Origin of the sequence: Novosphingobium sp. PP1Y, assembly GCF_000253255.1 — a bacterium.
Taxonomy (GTDB): domain Bacteria; phylum Pseudomonadota; class Alphaproteobacteria; order Sphingomonadales; family Sphingomonadaceae; genus Novosphingobium.
This window is the reverse complement of sequence record NC_015583.1, coordinates 190,846-209,228: the sequence shown is the minus strand read 5'-3', so window position 1 is coordinate 209,228 and position 18,383 is coordinate 190,846. Positions and strand designations below refer to the sequence as shown.

The window sequence follows — 18,383 nt, the reverse complement described above, 5'->3', positions numbered from 1 at the left end:
TCTGGCGCGTGCAATCGAGAGGGATCAATGCCATGGCTGATATCGATACGGCGAAGAAGAAGCTTGAGGCGCGGCTCGCGGAGTTGAACGCCCGGCTCGCCCACTTGCAGGACGACTTGGCGGAACCGCTGGATCCCGATTTTGCCGAAGCGGCCGTTGAACGTGAGGACGATGCATCGCTTGAAGGTCAGGCCGCATTGGTGAGTAGCGAACTAGGTTCGGTGAACCGGGCACTCGATCGTATTGCCAATGGCACCTATGGCCTATGCGTCAAATGCAGTGGCCAAATTTCACCAGAGCGCCTGTCGGCAAGGCCCGAAGCGGCGCTTTGCATCACTTGTGCGAAAGAGGTCAGCTAGAAGCTCTCGGTCGCTCGCCTGAGTGCCATGATAGCGCTATTTTCAAGGCTGGTCATAAGGTCTTTCAGATTGCCTCCCGGCCCCTCATGCAGGTGAGAAGAAGGGAAAAGGCGCGCGCAATTTCGCCAAGCTTGGCTCGCCCCAACCTGAGGAAAATGGCCGATCCGCCACCTGGATCTCAAGTTGCCCGCTCTCATCTCAGACAAGTTTCGCTACTTGCGCGTTAGTGCATTGCTATTTGGTAGCGCTACCTTTAGCGTCATGCAAAATGACATATGGGAGAGTGCGAATGATTCGCCTGATGCGCCTGACATCCAACCTGCCTTTGACCCGGCCTATCCTGTCCTCTCTTGTCGCCTGCGGGATTGCTGCCAGCTTTACCATTACAGAACCGGCCCTGGCGCAGTCCGACAAGATGGTGTCCATCGCAACGCCTGCCCAAGGTGATGCCATCAGACTGGATACCGGGAAACTTCCGGGCGCAACGATCGCGGAATCCTGGCACAGTCAATACAACAGCGTCTTTGCGCGCAATGTCACGGAAGCCACGCTTACGCCCTTCCTGCCCGATCCAGCCAAAGCAAACGGTACGGCAGTAATCGTGGCCCCAGGCGGCGGCTTCCGTACGCTGTCGATGGAAAATGAAGGATGGGATGTTGCGCGCGCGCTTGCAGCCAAAGGCGTTGCCGCATTCGTGCTGAAGTATCGCCTTAACCAGACTCCGCCCAGTCTTGCCGACTTCGAACGTTCTTCGGCCGACATGAGCGCACCTCGCGGACCGGCGCCGCGCCCGGCGCTGGAGGGCATGATGGCCAACCTTGGTCCGCAGATCGCCGATGCACGCGCCGCCTTCGCGCTTGTCCGCAAGCGCTCCAAGGAATGGCATGTCGACCCCGATCGCATCGGCATGGTCGGCTTTTCCGCCGGCGCCATGTTGACGATGGCTACGACTTTGGCAGGACAGGATGCGAAGCCCGCTTTCATCGGTAACATCTACGGCCCTTTGGCCCCAGCTACGGTACCGGCCGACGCGCCCCCCATGTTCGTGGCCCTTGCCGCCGATGACCCGTTGTTCGGCAATAGCGGTTTCGGTCTGATCGAAAGCTGGCGGGCAGCGAAGCGGCCGGTCGAGTTTCACCTTTTCGAACAGGGTGGACATGGTTTCGGCATGTATCAGAAGCCGACCACCAGCACGGGCTGGTTCGATGAATTCACCAGCTGGATGGGGATGCACGGCCTCCTGAAGCCGACTCACTAAGCCAGCCACAATTTCTAGCCGGAAACGCGGCCGGGCCGCATCGATCGAGAGCCGACTTGCGCCTCTCGGCTCGATCAACTGTGCCTGAGATTAACCTGAGGAGATAGGGATGAAGAGGATTGCAAGTGCCTTGCTGGCCACCGCGACCATTATGGCCGGTCCGGTTGCCACCCAGGGTCAGACGTTGAGGGTTACGCCTGCACAAACTCTGGAGGCGCAGGGCATTACGGTTATCGTCGATCAGAACGAGTTCAGCCCGATCTTCTTCGATGAAAAGAATGCGGGAATTCAGATCGTCTTGCATGGCGAGCGGATCGCCACGGACGGCGCGGTGCGTCTCGATGCAACTCCGGAACAATGGGCTGCGGTACCTGCCTTTCTAGGCAGGACATTGGGTGCATCTCCGAATCAGGTCCTCGTGCGCTCGGAATACAAGGACGTGAATCTCGGTTACAGCGTCAAGGTCACCGCCGAAGGGGACGGCTTTCGCATAGCCGTCGATCTCGACAAGCCACTGCCGCCAAGCCTTGCGGGCAAGGCAGGCTTCAATCTGGACTTCCTGCCCACCGCCTACTTCGGCAAGACTTTCATGATGGGACAGGACCCGGGCCTCTTCCCGCGGCACCCCACCGGACCCATGGCAAAGGACGGCTCTGGCGATCCCCTTCCACTTGCAGAAGGGGCCAATGCCATCACGCTGTCACCGGAAGATCCGATGACGCGGGTCTCGATCACCTCGGATACGGCGCCGCTCAAGCTCTACGATGCCCGCAACCGGGCCCAGAACGGTTGGTTCGTGGTGCGCTCGCTAATTCCGGCAGGGGCCAAGGAGAATGCCATTGTCTGGCATGTCCGGCCCAACGTGGTGAAGGACTGGGTGCGTCAGCCGGTCGTTTCCTTCAACCAGGCTGGCTATACTCCGGGGCGGCCCAAGGTTGCGCTGATCGAGCTCGATCCCAACTTCAAGGCACCTGCTGAAGCCGAACTGGTCAAGCTGTCGCCCGATGGCAGCAAGGTGCCGGTGCTGCGTGCCAAGACGCAATCGCGCGGGCGCTGGATGCGCTATAACTATGCCGCCTTCGATTTCTCAAGCGTGCGCGAACCGGGGGTCTACGCGATCTCCTATGCCGGTCAGACGACAAATCCCTTCCGCATCTCGGCCGATGCCTACGATCGCATCTGGCAGACCTCGCTCGATACATTCCTTGCCGAGCAGATGGATCATATGGGTATTCGTGAGCAATATCGCGTATGGTCATCGCCTTCCCACCTCGACGATGCCCGGCAGGCTCCGCCGAACATTGTGCATTTCGACGGTTACAAGATGGGTCCCGAACTGGATTCGCCGTTCAAGGCGGGAGAACATATTCCCGGCCTTGCCGTTGGCGGTTGGCAGGATGCCGGAGACTATGACATTCAGACGCCCCAGAACGCATCCGTGGTTAGAGACCTGGTTTGGGCACGCGAACTCTTCGGGCTCGATTGGGACGAGACGAGTGTCGACGAGAAGGCGCGCGCGGTAGAGATCCGTAAGCCGGATGGCATCGAGGATTCGATCCAGCAGATCCGCCACGGCACCTTGCAGTTGCTTGCTCAGTACAAGGTATTCGGGCACGCCATTGTTGGCATCATCGATCCGACCCTGCGCCAATATGCGCATCTCGGCGATGCCGGATCGCAGACGGACGGTCTGGTCTACGATGCCAGTCTGGATCCGACTGAGCGTAAGGGCGCCGCATCCGGAGCGCAGGATGATCGTTGGGCCTTCACGACCGACTTGCCGGCCAACAACCTGATCGTCGCCGCGGCCCTGGCGGGCTCAAGCCGAGCGCTAGCTGATAGTGATCCGGCGATGGCGGGCGAGGCGCTGGCGGCAGCGAAAGCCCTTTGGGCCAAGCAGCAGACCGGAGATATCAAGCCGGGTGATGGACGCGACGATTCATCTTCGCCCCGTTCAGCACAAGCGGCCAATGTCGCGGCCACGGTAGAGCTTCTGATCACGACAAGAGGAGAGAAGGTCTACGCAGACCGGCTTCGGCAACTGCTCCCCGTAATCCAGCAGAACTTCGAATGGCTTGGGGACGCTGCCGTGCGAGCCATTCCTTTTATGGATGCCGGCTATCGCAAGCACTTGGTGCCGTCAGTGCGCAAGATGAAGGCCAAGGTCGACGCCGATTTGGTGGATAATCCGTTCGGTGTGCCGATCAGTGAAGGTTCATGGGCAGGTTCCAACCAGGTCGTAAGCTTTGGCACGACCATGTACCTGCTCCATCAGCATTTCCCCGATATTGTCGGAACCGACTACACGCTTTCGGCGATCGACTATGTCCTGGGACGGCACCCGGCCAACAATCTGTCGCTTGTCTCAACCGTCGGCACGGCCTCAAAGCTGATAGGCTATGGTCACAATCGCGCGGACTACAGCTTCATTCCCGGTGGACTCGTGCCCGGGGTGTTGATCGTGAAGCCCGATTTTCCCGAAGCGAAGACAGATTGGCCGTTCCTTTGGTTCGAGAACGAATACACGGTTAGCACAACTTCCGCATATATTCTCGCGGCGCGGGCTGCCATGGCTGCAGCAGCGGAGGCAAGATGACCACGCCGGTACGCCGAAATTTCCATTGATTGATGCGTGAAGCAAGACGACCGGTGTTATGAGGCAGTCCTGCCCGAGCCGAAGCGTGGCGCAAGGCGCTGCGCGGTCCGGGCAGGACAAACCTGAACTGTCGACTCTGGGACAATTCAGGTCGTCGAAACTACCTTGCGAAACTTATTGCGTGTCACCCATGTGGGTTTCGCTCGGCGCGATTTCGCCGTTGTCGTCGATCTTGTTGGCAGCTTCCTCGCCTTGTTCCTCGACACGGTCGGCCTTGTTCTCGAGCGCCTCTTCCTGGGCTTCACTGGTCGCGTTATCGGCCATCTCGTCGAGCTGATCCGCGCGGTTCTCCGCCGCATCCTCGACGTTGTCGGCCTTCTCGCTCTGACAAGCAGCCAGAGCCAGCAATGCGGCCGGTCCTGCCAGATAGATAAACTTCTTCATCATAAGTCTCCCGACGATCAGTACTATGTGCTCGCCATTGTTGTTTGTAGCAGGACGAGCCGTCAGCTCAGGACCCACATTTCAGAAGTCGCCGCCACTCATCGCGTCTTGCAAGGGGAGGTGACGACGACCTGAACACACAACAGGTAATGATCGGAAAAGTTCCGATCTTGCATTTCGCAGAATAAATGGACACTTTTGAACAGAGTGACTTTGACCGTGTAAATCTCGAGTTTTGGCGGAGCCGATTCCCGATCCGGTAACTTCGGCTCAACCTGTTTTAAGACCGTGTTGTCGCGTTGGCGCAATCTAGATTATTTCTGATTTGATTGCCGGATTTTGCGCGTTGCGAGGGAAGGGCACGGCTCCGGGGACGAGGATCCCTTCGGCCTCAAAGGCGCGAAGGACCCGCAGGTTGACGTCGGATTCGAACGCCTTCTCGAAGCGGGTATCGAGAACATAGGCCTTCAGGCGCAAGCGCACGCCAACCAGATAGTCCGATACCCATTGGGTAACGAGCACCGTTACCGGTTTGGCAAGGAACACGAAGCGACTCGACAACGCCGCTTCATTGACGATCTCGTATGCGCGGTCGATGTCCTGGCCGGGGGCGATGTAGAAATCCATCACCACCTGCATGTCGAGCGCGCCATAATTGCCCGACGAGGTGATCTCGCTCAGGAACTTGCTGTTGGGGATCGTGATGGTGTTGTCGTCGAGCGTCTGCATCCGGACGGAGCGCAGGCCGATCGCGGTGATGTCGCCGTACTCGCCGCCGAAGGAAACTCGGTCGCCCACCTGGAACGGGCGGTCCAGCATGACGATCACGCCGGCGATGAAGGAGGCGACCAAGTCTTTCATCGCGAAGCCGACAGCGACCGCGATGGTTCCGCCGATGACGGCAAGCGTCGTCTCATCGAACCGGAACGAGAGCAGCAGGACGAGGACTGTCGTTGCCACATAGACGACGAACTGGCCCAGCGTGTTGATTTTCTGCAGGGTCAGGCGGCGCGAGGTGAATTCGCTGCTGAAGGCGGAAACGAAACGCGAAAGCAGGCGCAATAGGGCCCAGGCGCCACCGATCACGAACAGCGAGGTGATCGCGCCGCTCCATCGCACGATATCCGCCAGCTTGCTGATCGTATCGGCGTCGAACTCTGCCTGTGCATGGGCCGCGCTGACCGGCGCGACCATGCCGCCGAAAAGACACAGGAGCCGTCCCAGGTGTCTCGACATCTTCATTTGATCCCTCGCACCGTCAGATTCTGTCGCAAGAGCAGGCGCGTTGCTTCCATCCACCAGTGCAGGGTGATCTGGTAGAATTCTGCAACGGGCGCGATGACGCCCAGGAGCTGCAGGCTCCTGAGGGCGTCGGTGACAATCGACGTTGATAGGTCGGTGCTCGCCCGGATCGATGGAACATCTGCCATGTCCATGCGCATGATCGCACGCAGGACGAACAGCGTGGGCAGCGGCAGGGCCGCCAGCCGGTCCACGGCCGGAGCATCGAACGTGCGCACGACGACTTTCTGGTCAAGGCCGTCGACGAACAGCGACTGCCTCCAATAGTCGAGTGCGATGGCCGGATTTCCATTCACGTACTCGGCAAGCCGGTCGAAGTAGCCGCGCTTCTTGCGCTCTTCGACGGTCAGGTCCTCGCCAAGCTCGAAGACGCCATCGTCGATCATGGCGGAAAAGTCAGGCTGCAGTCCGACTTGCGCGGTGCGTCGCTCGATCAGCGCCCGCAAGTCTGCAGACGACCAGTGCGGCAAGCGGATCACGGCATCGAAAAGGACGCGATCGACCCGGGCGCGCTGCAGGAAGCTCCATGCATCCTCGCCGATGGTGAAGGCCCAGCGGCAGCTGATGCCGCTCGAACGGGCCATGGCGATCAGGGTGTCGATAGCGGCAAGCCCGCCGATCGCGGGCATGACCAGCCGCTGCAGGTCGTCGACGGTGATCAGGCAGGGAGCGTCTTCGCGCGCCAGCCAGTCCGATAGTTCATCGGGATCGGAAGAGATCAGTCCGGTGCCGAGGGCTGCGTGCAGATCGTGCAGGAGCGCTCCCAGATCGGGCGAGCCGACGGACAACCGCACGACCTTTCCACAGTCTGCGTATTGCTCGGATATATCGCGCAGGAACGACGACTTGCCCAGCCCTCGCTCTCCAACGACGAGGGTGACAGTGCCGGGCATCAGCTCGGGCAGGGCGATGCCGCCTGGCCGATCCGTTCCGGTGCGAAATTCGATCGGCAGGCGATGGGGATCCAGGCACTCGAGAACTTCGGGCGAGGGGCGGTGGAAACGCCCACTTGCCTTGTCTTGGGCCACCTGCCGCGCGGCCTGAACGCGGGCGCGTTGCTCGAACAGTTCGCGAACCAGCGCCAGGTCCCGCATGCGCCGGGCGATGATCGAGCGCAGGCCGCGCAGCAGAAGCAGGGCGCCTGCTGCGAGGCGCCCCAGCAGGCCGGTAAGCCCACCCGGGTCGCGCGAGACCCAGTTAAGCAGTGAACTGTCCCGCGCTTCGGCCTGTGCGAGGGCGACTATGCGGGCCCGCCACCAGTTCGCCAGCAGGACAAGGATCGCCGGCACGAGCAGCAGGGAGAGCGTGAAGACCCAGTTGTACATCGCGCCCTTGCCGACGCTGGCGCTGGTCAGGTTGAGCAGCAGCCCCACAGCGAGCAGGCTTCCGGCTATCAGCCTCAGCGAATTCCATCGCAACGTGGCGCGAGGATCGTCCCGACCGCGACCGCGTGCGAGCTGATCGACGAGATTGACGACAAGCACGGTCGTGAGCGACCAGAACAGGACGATCCAGATGAAGGAGAGCCCCGGTATCAAGAGCCCTTCGGGCAGAAGCCACCAGACAAGAATGGTCAGAGCCAGCCAGTCGAGCGGCTTGCGCACGCGGCGCCAATACTCGAAGAAACCGGCCTGCAGGCTGCTTGCAAGCGTGCGGGGGCGCTTGGCCTGCGCTTCGGCCTGAGCGCGCCGCAGCATCGGGTCGCCGTTCCGGCGCCACCAGCTGAAGACGAGGACAATCGCCAGAAGACGCAGCAATGCCAGTACGAACCCAGGCGTCGGGCGCTGAAACGGTTGCGCGACCAGCTCCATGGTATTGCGCCATGATTGCAGGTTGAAGCGCAGTTCGAGCACGATCTCTGCGATTTCCCTGCGAACCTGAGCGACACCTTCCGTGCCGAAGCCGGTTACCTGCGCGCGCTTCGCAGGACTGAGGGAGGGCAGAAGCGCGAGTCGTTCGCCATTGAGCAGGACCATGGCATCATGGAGCGCACGGCGCTTTGCCCACAGTTCCTCGCCGTAGGAGGCGTGAAGCTGCGCCGCGGCGTGCGCCAATTCGGTCTTCTGCGTGCGAAGCTGCCGGGTTGCCGGCGAGTCCTGTGGGAGTGCAGGGTCGAGCGATCCGGGCTTCAGTGCGCGGTCGTACCCGTTTTCGCTGATGTCGAGAGCCTTGCTCAGTGCCTTCCTGATCCGGCTGAGGTCCGTCACGAGTTCGGCATAGATGGCATCGGCCTGCTGCTCGCGGCCCAACCCCTCATCTTCCAGTTCCTGGATGCGGCGGCGCCAGCTCAGGGCGGATTCCAGGATGGCGTCCGGTTCGGCTTTCGACCTGGCCAGCTGCGCGCGGAATTCGGCCTGAACGCTTTTTGTCTGCAGCAGCCGCGCCTGTTCATTGGCGATGAGACGCTCCTGCTCGCTCGCGGCATTGAGAGCCGCTCTGGCTGCATCGCTGAGCTGCGACTTGGCGACGTCGAGCAGGGCATCCGCGCTGGCTATCTCGTCCGCCGTGCCCGAACTGACGCCCGATGCAGCTTCAAGCTGGGCCAGCGTCGCGGGCTGCAATTGCAGTACTTCCGACTTGGCCGCGGCAACCTGCTTGCGCAGCCACGCAATCCTCGCATCGACCGGAGCGTCGGCAGCCGGTTCGGGGCCGGGAGAGGGCACCTTGCCCGTCAGCGTATCGAGCCGCCGGCTGTCGATCCCTCCGTTGCTGTTACTGAGCAGTCCAAGTTCGAGGACGGCAGATGGCGCGGGCTTACCCGCCAGGAAATCCTGAAGGCCCTGCATTTCGCGTTGCAGGCGTGCCAGTTCCTGCGCTGCCGCCTCACTGGTCTTCTGCTTGGCGCGGTAGCTGTCGAAGGTCTTGCGGTGCGCTTCGAGCTGGCGTTCACGCTCCGATTGCGGCTGGCGCAGGAAGGCGGCTTGTGCCAGCGCAAGCTTCGCCTGATCGTCCGTGAGGTTGGCGAGGCGCGAAGGGTCGGTCTTGGCCTGCGCGTAGAAGGAGCCGTCCGTCACCAGCCGGGCAACTGCGCGGGCGCCGGCTGCATTGCTGCTGGTGAGCGAGAAGGAGAATAGGTCGGCGGCCTCGACGTCGGGATCGAGCTGTCCGGCCATCAGGTCCCGGATCTGTTGCGCCTGGCCTGCAGCGCGAGACAGTTCCTGCTGCCCGGTGCTGCTTGCAGTCTGCGCCTGCTGCCCGGTAGCCAATCCGGGAAGGAGGGTGAGACAGGCCGCAAGGCCGATCAGGCATAGCTTGATAAGTCGCAGCACCATGTCAGCCCCGGCTCCGCATCCCCCCTGCTGAGCGCAATAATCTATCCGATCCGCCGCGAAATTGCATGTCGCGCAGCGGGCGAGGAATCCAGCCAATCGTGCTTAGCAAAGGTCCGGAAAATAGCAAAATTCGAGCCGGGCTGACTTGATCAGGCGGTCATCGGGCCTGGACGACGGTTCAAGCTTTCCGCCGTTGTTCTCGGCCCAATCGCTTTGCCGCGCGTGATACACGCCACATACCAACGGTGCTTCCCGGTCGATATCTTATGCTATTTATCCGCCCGCGAGTCCCGCAGCATGGAGGGGAGACCATGGCAACCTATACGCTGAGATATTCGGATGACGGTCGAGGGCTGGACAAGAAGATCGAGTTTCAGGCCGAAGATGCCAGCGGCGCATTGATAGTGGCCTATTCGGAAGCTCCTCACCGTAATGCAGAACTGTGGGAAGGCGCGCGCAAGCTCTGCACGATCCGCCGCGATACCGGGCAGGTCTGGCGCATCGGCGCCTGACGGCGCGCCCTGTTTTCCAGAAGCGAAAAGGTCTCGCCGAGCGCGGGAGCCGTAGTCATGCGTCTTTGCCCAAGTGGTTTTGCCGAGGGCGGCGGCGGTCCATGCCCCCGCCCCCGCCCTGATCGATCGACGTCAGCACAGCCCGCGCGGTTCTCGCCCAATCTCAAGCGGGCTTCCTAAGCGAAGTACCGGAGGCCTATGCGCTTGCGCCGGGGCATGGACGAAGTGGAGACAAGAGCGTGAGCACCTGCCCGAAACGAAGCGGCGACAGCGAGATGGCCGAGGCTCAGGCGAGCCCCAAGGCCGAGGCCTTGGGCAAGGATCTGCATCTCGGCCTGCAACTGTGCCGTGCCAATACGCTATCGCTTACCCGATTGCAGCTTGCGCTCAAGAGCGGTGACAGGCGCAGTACGCTCGAGGCCATCGACAGGCTCCATGCGCTCGATACGCAGATCAGCCAGCTCGTGCGGCGGTTGCCGGGCCATGCCAACGACGATCCGGACATGCAGGCACTGTCGCGCCACGTCGATGAGCAGAACATGGCGATTGCCTTCGAGAAACTCGCTCTGGTGAGCGCGGTGAGCGGGCCCAACCTCGGATCGCGCCACCCTGCGTGGAATGGCGGGCGCGAAACGGCGGAAGATTTGCCCGACCTGCCCGAACTCGGCCAGCGGATGCCGGATCTGCCCGATCACCTGATCGTTGCCGACGAACTGCCCTATCGCAAATGGCTGGGCATCCTGCTGGGCCTGCTTGTCTTCATGGCGATCGCCTTCGCAGCCGTCTTCGCGCTGACGGGCTAAGGCGCAGCGCGAAGACCAGCGCAGGATCAGCTGTCGGCCTGGACGGGCTGCGCCATCAGCTGTTCGGCAATGCGATTGGCCACCTGTGAGGTAGGCAGGTGAAGTTCGCCAGCCTGTTCCAGGACGTCTGCCGTGCGCGGCCCGATCTGCATGACGCGGGCGCGGACCTGATTTTCGTCCTCGTGGAGGTATTCCGCCGATACATTGATGATGCCACCGGCATTGACGACGTAGTCGGGCGCGTACGTGACATCCATGGCCAGCAGGCGACCGGCGATATGCGGGGTGGCAAGCTGGTTGTTCGCAGCGCCGCAGATCACCTTGGCCTTGAGTACGTCGAGCGCGGCATCGTTGAGTGCCCCGCCAAGCGCGCAGGGCGCGAAGACTTGTGCATCCACCCCGGCGATCTCTTCGACCGAGGCCACCTTGGCGCCGAGTTTGTCGGCCAGCGCGGCGGCGCGTTCCACGACGATATCCGCCACGACAAGCTTTGCGCCCGTCTTCGAGAGCATATGGCACAATTCGGCACCGACGCTACCCAGTCCCTGAACCGCAATGGTCATGCCGGATAGCGAGGTGCCATAGGCGAACAAGGCGGCTGCCTTCATACCCTCGAACACGCCCAGTGCGGTCCAGGGTGAGGGGTCGCCACCAGCGAAGCCCGGCCTTGCGCTGCGACCGGCAACGTGGCTGGTGTGAAGCGCGGCGAATTCCATGTCCTCGACGCCGGTGCCCACGTCCTCGGCGGTGACGTAGCGCCCGCCCAGCTTCTCGACTTCGCGACCGAACGCCTCGAACAGCGCACGGCGGTCGAAATCCCCGTCCGGGCGCCGCAGTACGGACTTGCCCCCGCCGAACGGCAGCTCGGCCATGGCGTTCTTGTAGCTCATGCCCTCGGCAAGACGGGCGGCATCGGCGAGCATCGTCTGCGCATCGCGATAAGTCCAGAGGCGGCAACCACCGGCTGCAGGACCGCGTGCGGTGGAATGAATGGCGATCACGCCGTCGAGGCGCGCAGCCTCGTCGATCAGGCGGATGTATTCCACAGGCGGCAATTCGTGGCTGGCAGCGGCAGTCATCTCTCAAGGCTCCGGTTGGTGTCGTCCCGATTATCGCGCAGGTGAGGAGGGAATTCTCGCCTCATTGGAGCTTGGCTGCTATCAATATGGGAAGGACGCACCCGAATTTTGAGAATATCAGGTCAAAATGATCGAACTTGATGCCTATGAGAAAAAGATTCTCCGCGAACTTCAGCGTGACGCGAATCAAACGACAGCCGAGATTGCCGAACGTGTGGGCTTGTCCGCATCCCCTTGTTGGCGGCGGATTGACCGGCTTGAACGTGAAGGCGTGATCAAGCGGCGGGTGGCCCTTGTCGACCGCGAGAAGGTGGGCCTCAATGCCCACGTCTTCGTGCAGGTCAAGCTGACGGCGCATGGCCGCGCCAACCTCGACGAATTCGCCAGCAAGATCCGCGAGTTTCCGGAAGTGCTCGACTGTTATGTCCTGATGGGCGCGGTCGATTTCATGATCCGCGTCGTGGCCAAGGACATCAATGCCTACGAGCGTTTCTTCTTCGAGGAACTCTCGCAGCTACCCGGGGTGCAGGAAGTGATCTCCACTGTCGCACTCTCGCAGATCAAGTCTACGACCGAATTGCCCATCTGACCGGATTTCAGGCGGCGCTGCGGGTGCCGGCCGTCGTCGCTTCGTAAGTGCTGAACAGGTCGGCGAAATGCTCGTCCATGGAACGGGCACGCAGGGCCGGGCGCGGGCGGTTCATGGCTATGTCACGAATGGCAAGGGCGCAACTTGCGGCATTGCCGGATATGTAAGTACGGCCGGCTCCGCTGGCGGCGTGGTCGGCAGCGCCGCCGCTATCCGGAACGATGACCGGTGTGCCGCTGGCGCGGGCCTCGGCCGCCGCCATGCAGAAGGTTTCCGCTTCGCAGCCGTGGACCAGCGCATCTGCGCTCGCCATGAGGCGCGCAAAGGTCTTCCGGTTGCGCTCGGGCTGGAACAGGCGGATATGCGGGTTGCCCGAGATGTGCTTGAGGATCGTGCGCTCCTCGCGCCCTTCACCCAGCATGACAAGGCCGATCGGCGCCCATTGGCTTGCGGCATTCACGGCGTCGATGACCATCGGCCAGCGCTTTTCGGGGGCAAGCCGGCCAACGCCGAGAAGCAGGACGGCGCTTTCCGGCAGGTCGCAATCGGCCAGAAGCCTTGCGCGCAGGCCGGGATCGCGATGGTCGGGCGAAAAGCATCCCGGCTCCACGCCCATGGCGATCGTCGTCGTATTGGCAACGCCGCCTTCGTGCAGGCGCCGGGTGAGATCGCTGTTGGCGCTGACGACGTGATCGAACTTGCGGCTGTGTTTGCGCAGGTGCTCCCAGAATACCGAGAACTGCCAGTCGATGGTCTTGCGAGAGAAGACCTGCCCGAACCATCGGTAGGCATAGGCCGACAGGGGGTCGGCATGCATGATCAGGCTGCGCGGCGCAGCGCCCGGCCATTCTGCGACGAGACCGGCACTGCGCCAGGGTGAGGTTGCCTCGACGAAGTCCGGCGCTTCGTCGTCGAGCGCGGCATAAAGGGGGTCGGCGGCCGGAAAGTACCAGTACTTGCGGTCGAGCGGAAAGCGCGGGCTCTTGACGGTGACGATGCGGGCGCCGGGTCCGCGCTCGATCACCGCGTCCTCGTCGCCCGGGGCTATGATCACGATCTCGTGGCCCAAGCGGGGGCCGATCTGCAGCTTCTGCTCGACATAAGTGCGTACGCCGCCGCCCATGGGCGAATAGAAAGCGCAGACATCGACGATCTTCATCGGGTAACGATCCTTTCTAGCGGCTGCGATCGAGTGGCGCGACGCCGAGGCCATGCTGGTAATTGAGGACGATGGTGATGGGCGTGGGGCCGCCCCCGGCCTGCGCGCTGGCCTTGGCGGCCTTGGGCTTGCCCCAGCCCAGGCGCGGATTTCCGGCAAAGCCGATGCCGTCCGTGCGCCATCCGAACCTACGGTTCTCGTCGCGATCGTGAAGCAGGCTCACCGCGTAGGTTCCGGGACCGGGCAGGCGGATGCACAGGACAGGCGTTCCTGTCGCCGGAACCGGTGCCACGACGCGGCGGAAGGTCTTGCCCTCGTTGATGAGGATGTTGTCGTCCTCGAGGAAGTCCCTGTTGTTGTCCGGATAGACCTCGAGCTTGAGATTGCCCTTGCGGTCCTTGAGACCGTCGACCCTGACCAGGAACGAGGGACCACGCTCCCCCGGGCGGCAGCGCCCTTCAGCCTGCCCCAGATCGGGTGTCGAGGGGATCGCGGCCGCGGCAAGCACCGGCATGGTAAGAGCCAGGGCAGTCACGCCGGTTTCTCCGGATTGGCGAGATCGTTGATCGCGAGCAGGCTGCCCAGCACGAGATGGGCAGCGAGGATCAGGCCGGCCATCAGCGCCATGAGCGCCCCGATATCGCGCTCATGGCCCAAGGCCACGACGGCGACGCCAGCGAAGAGAAGATCCTTGTTGGGCACGAGCGGCAGGCGCGATACGAGCTGGCGCAGGGTGGCAAGATAGAGCCACCACGAAAGCGGGACGTCGGGCAGGACGATGTGCCAGAGCAGGGCCGAGAGCACGGTGGAAAGGCCGATGCGGGCAAGGTGTACCTGCATGATCATCGACAGTTCGGCGCGCGGCAGGGTGAAGACGCGTCGCCGCCAGATCGTCGCTGCCACGGAAATCATGAGGATCACGCCCAGCGACAGGGTGAGCATGTGTGCATCGAGCCCGAGCTGGGTCGATCCGATCATGGGCAACATCACGACCAGGAGCAGGACGGTGACGCCGTTGCCGGCCATGGCAGAGAGGATCGCGACATCCTTGACCGCGCCGAATGGTGCAGCATCGAGTGAGACGCGGCGCCGCGCCCAGGTGTAGAAGTAGGCCTCGCCAAGGTAGCCCAGCAGCAGCTCGTTGTAGACCTTCTTTCGCAGCAGGGCGAGAATGCCGGCCGGGGGAATGGTCCACAGACGGCGGAAGATCACCCACTCGCTGGCAGGTGTAACGAAATAAGCAGCGGCAAAGACAATCCAGAAGCCCGGCGAAACCGGGATCATGCCCAGTACGTGATGGATGTCGAGCCGGCTCAATTCGTGGAAGACGGTGGCAATGACGGCCAGCGACAACACGACAGAGAACAAGGCATTACGGCCACGGTTGGACTTTCGGTCCAATGGCGTCAGTTCGATGGCTGCTGTGTCATTTGCCAGAATGGCAGCGGGTTCGGACACGAAGTTCTCCGATTAGGGGCTGGTCAGCTCAGGCGCGGGCCATGGTTCTGGGGTGAGAGGCAGCTCATCTCGAGCTTGCGTTTGCGATCGCATTCCTTTTGCCGGATGAGGTCGCTCATGAGGTCTATGTAGCGCCTGGCCGCGCCTTCCAATTCATAGCCGGAAGCTATCTGCCGGGCCTTTTCCGGATCGGTGCGGAACTGCCGGATTTCGACAAGTCCCTCGGCGAAGCTCTCTTCGCACCGGGTCGGGACCAGAACTCCGGTTCGGCCGTTGTCGAGCAGGCAGGACATGCTTACGCAGCAATCGGTGGCGAGCACCGGCAATCCGGCCGCAAGAGCCTCGACGATAACGCCGGGCAGCCCTTCGTAATCCGAGCTGAGCAAGAAGGCATCGGCGTCAGCCAGCAGCGGGTCGATGCTTGCCAGGTATCCGGGAAAGCGGACCCGCTCGGCGATCCCCAGTTCCGTCGCAAGCCGGACCAGCGCGTCCAGTTCCGGACCCTCGCCGGCGATGGTGAGCGTATCATCGGGCCGGGCTGCCCGGGCAAAGGCACGCAGCAGCAACGGGAAGTTCTTCTGTGGGACGAGGCGTCCGGCTGTCAGGTACCGGGTACTCCAGGCCGTGGCGCGGCGGCGCTTCAACCGGGACAGCGCATCGAGACGCGTGCGAGGCAAAAGCGGGTTGGCGATCGTCGCCAACTGCTGGGGAAGGGCGAGCGTGCGCTCACGGATTTCGCGCTGCATCGGCTCGGACAGTGCGACGAAACGATCGAAGACGGTTCCCTGCAGGCGGAGCCAGGAATCGTAGCCCCGGCGCAACAGGGGTGGCATGTCCGGACGGTCGAGCGCGTTGCTTACCTTGAGGATCATCGGTGGTGCATAATCGCCCATCAACAATTTCACCGCTGCTGCGACGACGGCATAAGTGTTGCCCGGGCAGAACAGGACATCGACGCGGTTTTCGACAAGGAAACTGTAGAGGCTGTGCACCATCCATGGCGTTTCCCAGGAAGCCGTGGGCAGCCGCGTCGGAATCTTCCAGTAATCGAGCGCCGGGGCACTGCACAGGTTCGCGCAGCCCGACCGGCCGAGTACGACCGTGACCCTGTGGCCGGCACGGTCCCACTCGCTTGCCAGGCCAAGCGCCACGCGCTCCACGCCGCCCGGTTTGAGACTGTGAATCGGAACTGCGATTCTGAGAGAGCCGTGCATGTCCACCCTGACGCCGCCACTCGACCCCGTCCGCAGTTGCGGGACAAGGTTTTTTCGGTTGCGGGCGTGCTCCTATGGGCGCCAGATTTCCGGTTTGTGACGGCGGCTCAGGATGTCATGCAAAGGATCGAATTCCGACGCCGATCTGTCATTGGACATCGCTGTCGCCAACAGCGAGAATCAGGTCAGCTCAGTGTAGCGTGCCGGGCGATGACTGCGGGCAAATCGGCTGAGCGTGGAATCGATGCTGGAGAGTATCGACGGCTTGGTGACGTCGCCGGGATGTACGGCGATGCGCACGGTGTCCAGCGTATGAGGGAGGACCGTGCGGGCGAGGACCGCGAATGCGAGTGAGGATGCCGTGCGCGCCATGCTTCTGCTTGCCCAGGTGATGACCGGCCCCCTGGCGAGCACCCTCTGGTCACTCGCGTTCCAGACTTTCCAGTGGTCCTCGGCAAGGGCAAAGCCGGATTGCCTGAGTGCGGACAGCGAGCCCTCGCCGTAAAGCCAGGCCGGCGCGATGAAGCCCGCGACTTCGCGGCCGATCACGTCCTCGACCAATGCCTTTCCTTCCCGCATGAGGCGCAGCGCGGTCGCCTCGTCGAGGCCGAGGAATTCGCCTTCGCCCGCAGTCAAGTGGCGCGCCTTGAAGCTGGCCGCACCGCTATGCTGGACGGTGTCGCGGTGAAACCAGCCATGCACGAACATCTCGATCCCGCGCTCCGACCATGCGCGCAGGCGGGACTGAAATGCCCTGTCTTCACGCAGCGGGGCCGCTCCCCAGTGGTCGGGCACGACCAGCATGGCGAAGTGGCCCTTGCCAAGCCGGCTCTCCAGCAGATCGGCCAGATGTTCGACTTCAGCCTCGAACCGCGGCCCGACATCGTGGATCGATGCCAGCAGGCGCTTGGTGCTGCTCATGACGTACCGGCGATCCCCGCGTGGCTGCTTTTGTGCCCGGAGATAGGGGCTGCGCGCAGCCTCCACAATATCCCGTCCTGGCAGGTCGGGATATTGCCCGGCGATTCTGTCCGTCAGGCGCCGACGGGCTTCCTCGCGTACCAGCCGAACAGGGCGATGATGGCGTAGCACAGCGCCGGTAGCGCAAGCGCCAGCTCGAGGCTGCCGGTGACGTCGGCGAGATGGCCGGTCAGCGGCGGGATCACCGCGCCCCCCACGATCATCACGCAGATCACGCCCGAACCGTCGGCGGCACGCTTGCCCAGGCCTTCGCAGGCAAGGCTGAAGATGGTGGGGAACATGATCGAGTTCATCAGGCCGATGGCGAGATAGGTATAGCCCGAGACCATGCCGGTGGTGTGCGTGGAAATCAGGATCAGGCCGATCGCGCAGGCGGCATTGAAACTGAGGATCTTGCCCGGGCTGACCATGCGCAACAGGGCCGAGCCGATGAAGCGGCCAACGAGCGCGCCGCCCCAGTAGAAGGGGATAAGCTTGCCCGCAGCCTGTTCGGTCAGACCCAGTACGTTTTCCTGCATCATATAATTGACGATGAACGAGCCGATCGCGACTTCCGCGCCGACGTAGAGGAAGATGCAACTGGCGCCGAAGCCGAAACGCAGGCGGCGCATGAGGTCGAAGCTCTTGAGGATCGATCCACCCTCGTGCTTTTCTCCCTTGAGGCGGTTGCGGTTGAACCACACGACGCCGGCGATCACGGCCAACGCTGCGGCAAGGCCGAGGTAGGCGCGTTCGATCGCAGCTGTTTCCGCTACCCGATAGGCCGCCAATTCCGCACCCGAGAGGTCTGCGGCGCTGACCGCGGCGAGGCCGCCCAGCATGATGATCGTGCCCACATAAGGGAAGATCGTCGTGCCCAGCGAGTTGAATGCCTGTGCGAACGTCAGGCGCGAGTGGGTCGTCTTGACCGGGCCCAGCAGCGAGATGAGCGGGTTGGCGACGACCTGGACGATGGTGACGCCTGCCGCAAGAATGAACAGGGCAAAGAGGAACACGCCGAAGGTTGCGCTGGCGGAGGCCGGGATAAACAGCAGGCAGCCGGCCATCATGGTCAGAAGGCCGATCGCCGCGCCGCGCATATAGCCCACGCGCTTGACGAGCGCCGCGCCCGGGATCGAGATGATGGCATAGGCGGCAAAAAAATGCGGTCTGCACCAGCATTGCCTGCATGTAGTTGAGGGTGAAGAGTTCCTTCAGCTTCGGGATCAGCACGTCGTTGAGCGAGGTGATGCCGCCGAAGATGAAGAACAGCGCCATCACGAAGAGGCGCAGCTCTGGCGCATCGATGTGCGGGCTGGGGCCCTCGTCGCCGATTTGAGGGTCAGTGCTGCTAGCCGCACCCGGTGCCAATGCCATG

Annotated in this window: 15 protein-coding genes and 1 pseudogene; 6 read left to right on the top strand and 10 right to left on the bottom strand. The window is 62.6% G+C overall.

Features of this window, described 5'->3' with window-relative positions:
- The first annotated feature begins 32 nt into the window (after positions 1-32).
- The 3 genes from PP1Y_RS01960 to PP1Y_RS01950 all read left to right on the top strand — a co-directional run bounded on the left by PP1Y_RS01960 (position 33) and on the right by PP1Y_RS01950 (position 4,213).
- Positions 33-359 carry a TraR/DksA family transcriptional regulator gene (locus tag PP1Y_RS01960; RefSeq protein ID WP_013836428.1) on the top strand — a complete coding sequence of 109 codons (327 nt, stop codon included), beginning with the start codon at positions 33-35 and terminating at the stop codon, positions 357-359.
- A 289-nt stretch (positions 360-648) separates the two neighbouring features.
- Positions 649-1,617 (top strand): alpha/beta hydrolase, encoded by a 969-nt coding sequence (locus tag PP1Y_RS01955; RefSeq protein WP_232512307.1) that lies wholly within the window; start codon positions 649-651, stop codon positions 1,615-1,617.
- Positions 1,618-1,726: 109 nt separating this feature from the next.
- Entirely contained in the window at positions 1,727-4,213 is a 2,487-nt protein-coding gene (locus tag PP1Y_RS01950; protein ID WP_013836426.1) for a glycoside hydrolase family 9 protein, read from the top strand.
- A gap of 174 nt (positions 4,214-4,387) precedes the next feature.
- On the opposite strand, the gene PP1Y_RS01945 is transcribed toward PP1Y_RS01950, so the two are convergent.
- The 3 genes from PP1Y_RS01945 to PP1Y_RS01935 form a co-directional block, all read right to left on the bottom strand.
- Positions 4,388-4,657, bottom strand: a complete 270-nt coding sequence (locus tag PP1Y_RS01945; protein ID WP_013836425.1) for a hypothetical protein — start codon at positions 4,655-4,657, stop codon at positions 4,388-4,390.
- Between the two features lie 309 nt (positions 4,658-4,966).
- A complete protein-coding gene (locus tag PP1Y_RS01940; protein ID WP_013836424.1) occupies positions 4,967-5,893 on the bottom strand; it encodes a mechanosensitive ion channel family protein in 927 nt (308 codons plus the stop codon).
- Between the two features lie 2 nt (positions 5,894-5,895).
- The gene (locus PP1Y_RS01935) at positions 5,896-9,231 is read right to left on the bottom strand and encodes a hypothetical protein (RefSeq protein WP_041558214.1); all 3,336 of its coding nucleotides are present in this window, start codon (positions 9,229-9,231) and stop codon (positions 5,896-5,898) included.
- Positions 9,232-9,542: 311 nt separating this feature from the next.
- On the opposite strand from PP1Y_RS01935, the gene PP1Y_RS01930 reads away from it, so the two are divergent.
- Positions 9,543-9,743: a hypothetical protein gene (locus PP1Y_RS01930; RefSeq protein WP_148274788.1), complete on the top strand. Its 201-nt coding sequence runs from the start codon at positions 9,543-9,545 to the stop codon at positions 9,741-9,743.
- A gap of 239 nt (positions 9,744-9,982) precedes the next feature.
- Positions 9,983-10,546, top strand: coding sequence for a hypothetical protein (locus PP1Y_RS01925; RefSeq protein ID WP_013836420.1), 564 nt, complete (start codon positions 9,983-9,985; stop codon positions 10,544-10,546).
- Positions 10,547-10,572: 26 nt separating this feature from the next.
- Here PP1Y_RS01925 and PP1Y_RS01920 read toward each other — a convergent pair whose 3' ends face one another.
- Positions 10,573-11,625: a Glu/Leu/Phe/Val dehydrogenase dimerization domain-containing protein gene (locus tag PP1Y_RS01920; protein WP_013836419.1), complete on the bottom strand. Its 1,053-nt coding sequence runs from the start codon at positions 11,623-11,625 to the stop codon at positions 10,573-10,575.
- Between the two features lie 127 nt (positions 11,626-11,752).
- On the opposite strand from PP1Y_RS01920, the gene PP1Y_RS01915 reads away from it, so the two are divergent.
- Positions 11,753-12,214, top strand: a complete 462-nt coding sequence (locus PP1Y_RS01915; RefSeq protein WP_013836418.1) for an Lrp/AsnC family transcriptional regulator — start codon at positions 11,753-11,755, stop codon at positions 12,212-12,214.
- Between the two features lie 7 nt (positions 12,215-12,221).
- Here the strand turns inward: PP1Y_RS01915 and PP1Y_RS01910 are convergent, their stop codons facing one another.
- The 6 genes and pseudogenes from PP1Y_RS01910 to PP1Y_RS01885 form a co-directional block, all read right to left on the bottom strand.
- Positions 12,222-13,373: a glycosyltransferase gene (locus tag PP1Y_RS01910; RefSeq protein WP_013836417.1), complete on the bottom strand. Its 1,152-nt coding sequence runs from the start codon at positions 13,371-13,373 to the stop codon at positions 12,222-12,224.
- Between the two features lie 16 nt (positions 13,374-13,389).
- The gene (locus PP1Y_RS01905) at positions 13,390-13,887 is read right to left on the bottom strand and encodes a DUF2141 domain-containing protein (RefSeq protein WP_013836416.1); all 498 of its coding nucleotides are present in this window, start codon (positions 13,885-13,887) and stop codon (positions 13,390-13,392) included.
- A 17-nt stretch (positions 13,888-13,904) separates the two neighbouring features.
- Positions 13,905-14,831, bottom strand: a complete 927-nt coding sequence (locus tag PP1Y_RS01900) for a hypothetical protein (RefSeq protein ID WP_013836415.1) — start codon at positions 14,829-14,831, stop codon at positions 13,905-13,907.
- A gap of 23 nt (positions 14,832-14,854) precedes the next feature.
- Positions 14,855-16,045 (bottom strand): glycosyltransferase, encoded by a 1,191-nt coding sequence (locus PP1Y_RS01895; RefSeq protein WP_013836414.1) that lies wholly within the window; start codon positions 16,043-16,045, stop codon positions 14,855-14,857.
- 180 nt (positions 16,046-16,225) lie between these two features.
- Positions 16,226-16,966 (bottom strand): DUF2334 domain-containing protein, encoded by a 741-nt coding sequence (locus PP1Y_RS01890; RefSeq protein ID WP_013836413.1) that lies wholly within the window; start codon positions 16,964-16,966, stop codon positions 16,226-16,228.
- Positions 16,967-17,079: 113 nt separating this feature from the next.
- Positions 17,080-18,382, bottom strand: a pseudogene (locus PP1Y_RS01885) (sugar MFS transporter).
- Position 18,383: the final 1 nt, after the last annotated feature.

What these genes read in the sequence shown, in the direction of transcription:
- PP1Y_RS01905 (WP_013836416.1), bottom strand. Translation starts at nt 13,887, where the DNA reads ATGCCGGTGCTTGCCGCGGCCGCGATCCCCTCGACACCCGATCTGGGG.
- PP1Y_RS01895 (WP_013836414.1), bottom strand. Translation starts at nt 16,045, where the DNA reads ATGCACGGCTCTCTCAGAATCGCAGTTCCGATTCACAGTCTCAAACCG.
- PP1Y_RS01910 (WP_013836417.1), bottom strand. Translation starts at nt 13,373, where the DNA reads ATGAAGATCGTCGATGTCTGCGCTTTCTATTCGCCCATGGGCGGCGGC.
- PP1Y_RS01930 (WP_148274788.1), top strand. Translation starts at nt 9,543, where the DNA reads ATGGCAACCTATACGCTGAGATATTCGGATGACGGTCGAGGGCTGGAC.
- PP1Y_RS01945 (WP_013836425.1), bottom strand. Translation starts at nt 4,657, where the DNA reads ATGAAGAAGTTTATCTATCTGGCAGGACCGGCCGCATTGCTGGCTCTG.
- PP1Y_RS01950 (WP_013836426.1), top strand. Translation starts at nt 1,727, where the DNA reads ATGAAGAGGATTGCAAGTGCCTTGCTGGCCACCGCGACCATTATGGCC.
- PP1Y_RS01915 (WP_013836418.1), top strand. Translation starts at nt 11,753, where the DNA reads ATGATCGAACTTGATGCCTATGAGAAAAAGATTCTCCGCGAACTTCAG.
- PP1Y_RS01890 (WP_013836413.1), bottom strand. Translation starts at nt 16,966, where the DNA reads ATGAGCAGCACCAAGCGCCTGCTGGCATCGATCCACGATGTCGGGCCG.
- PP1Y_RS01955 (WP_232512307.1), top strand. Translation starts at nt 649, where the DNA reads ATGATTCGCCTGATGCGCCTGACATCCAACCTGCCTTTGACCCGGCCT.
- PP1Y_RS01940 (WP_013836424.1), bottom strand. Translation starts at nt 5,893, where the DNA reads ATGTCGAGACACCTGGGACGGCTCCTGTGTCTTTTCGGCGGCATGGTC.
- PP1Y_RS01920 (WP_013836419.1), bottom strand. Translation starts at nt 11,625, where the DNA reads ATGACTGCCGCTGCCAGCCACGAATTGCCGCCTGTGGAATACATCCGC.
- PP1Y_RS01960 (WP_013836428.1), top strand. Translation starts at nt 33, where the DNA reads ATGGCTGATATCGATACGGCGAAGAAGAAGCTTGAGGCGCGGCTCGCG.
- PP1Y_RS01935 (WP_041558214.1), bottom strand. Translation starts at nt 9,231, where the DNA reads ATGGTGCTGCGACTTATCAAGCTATGCCTGATCGGCCTTGCGGCCTGT.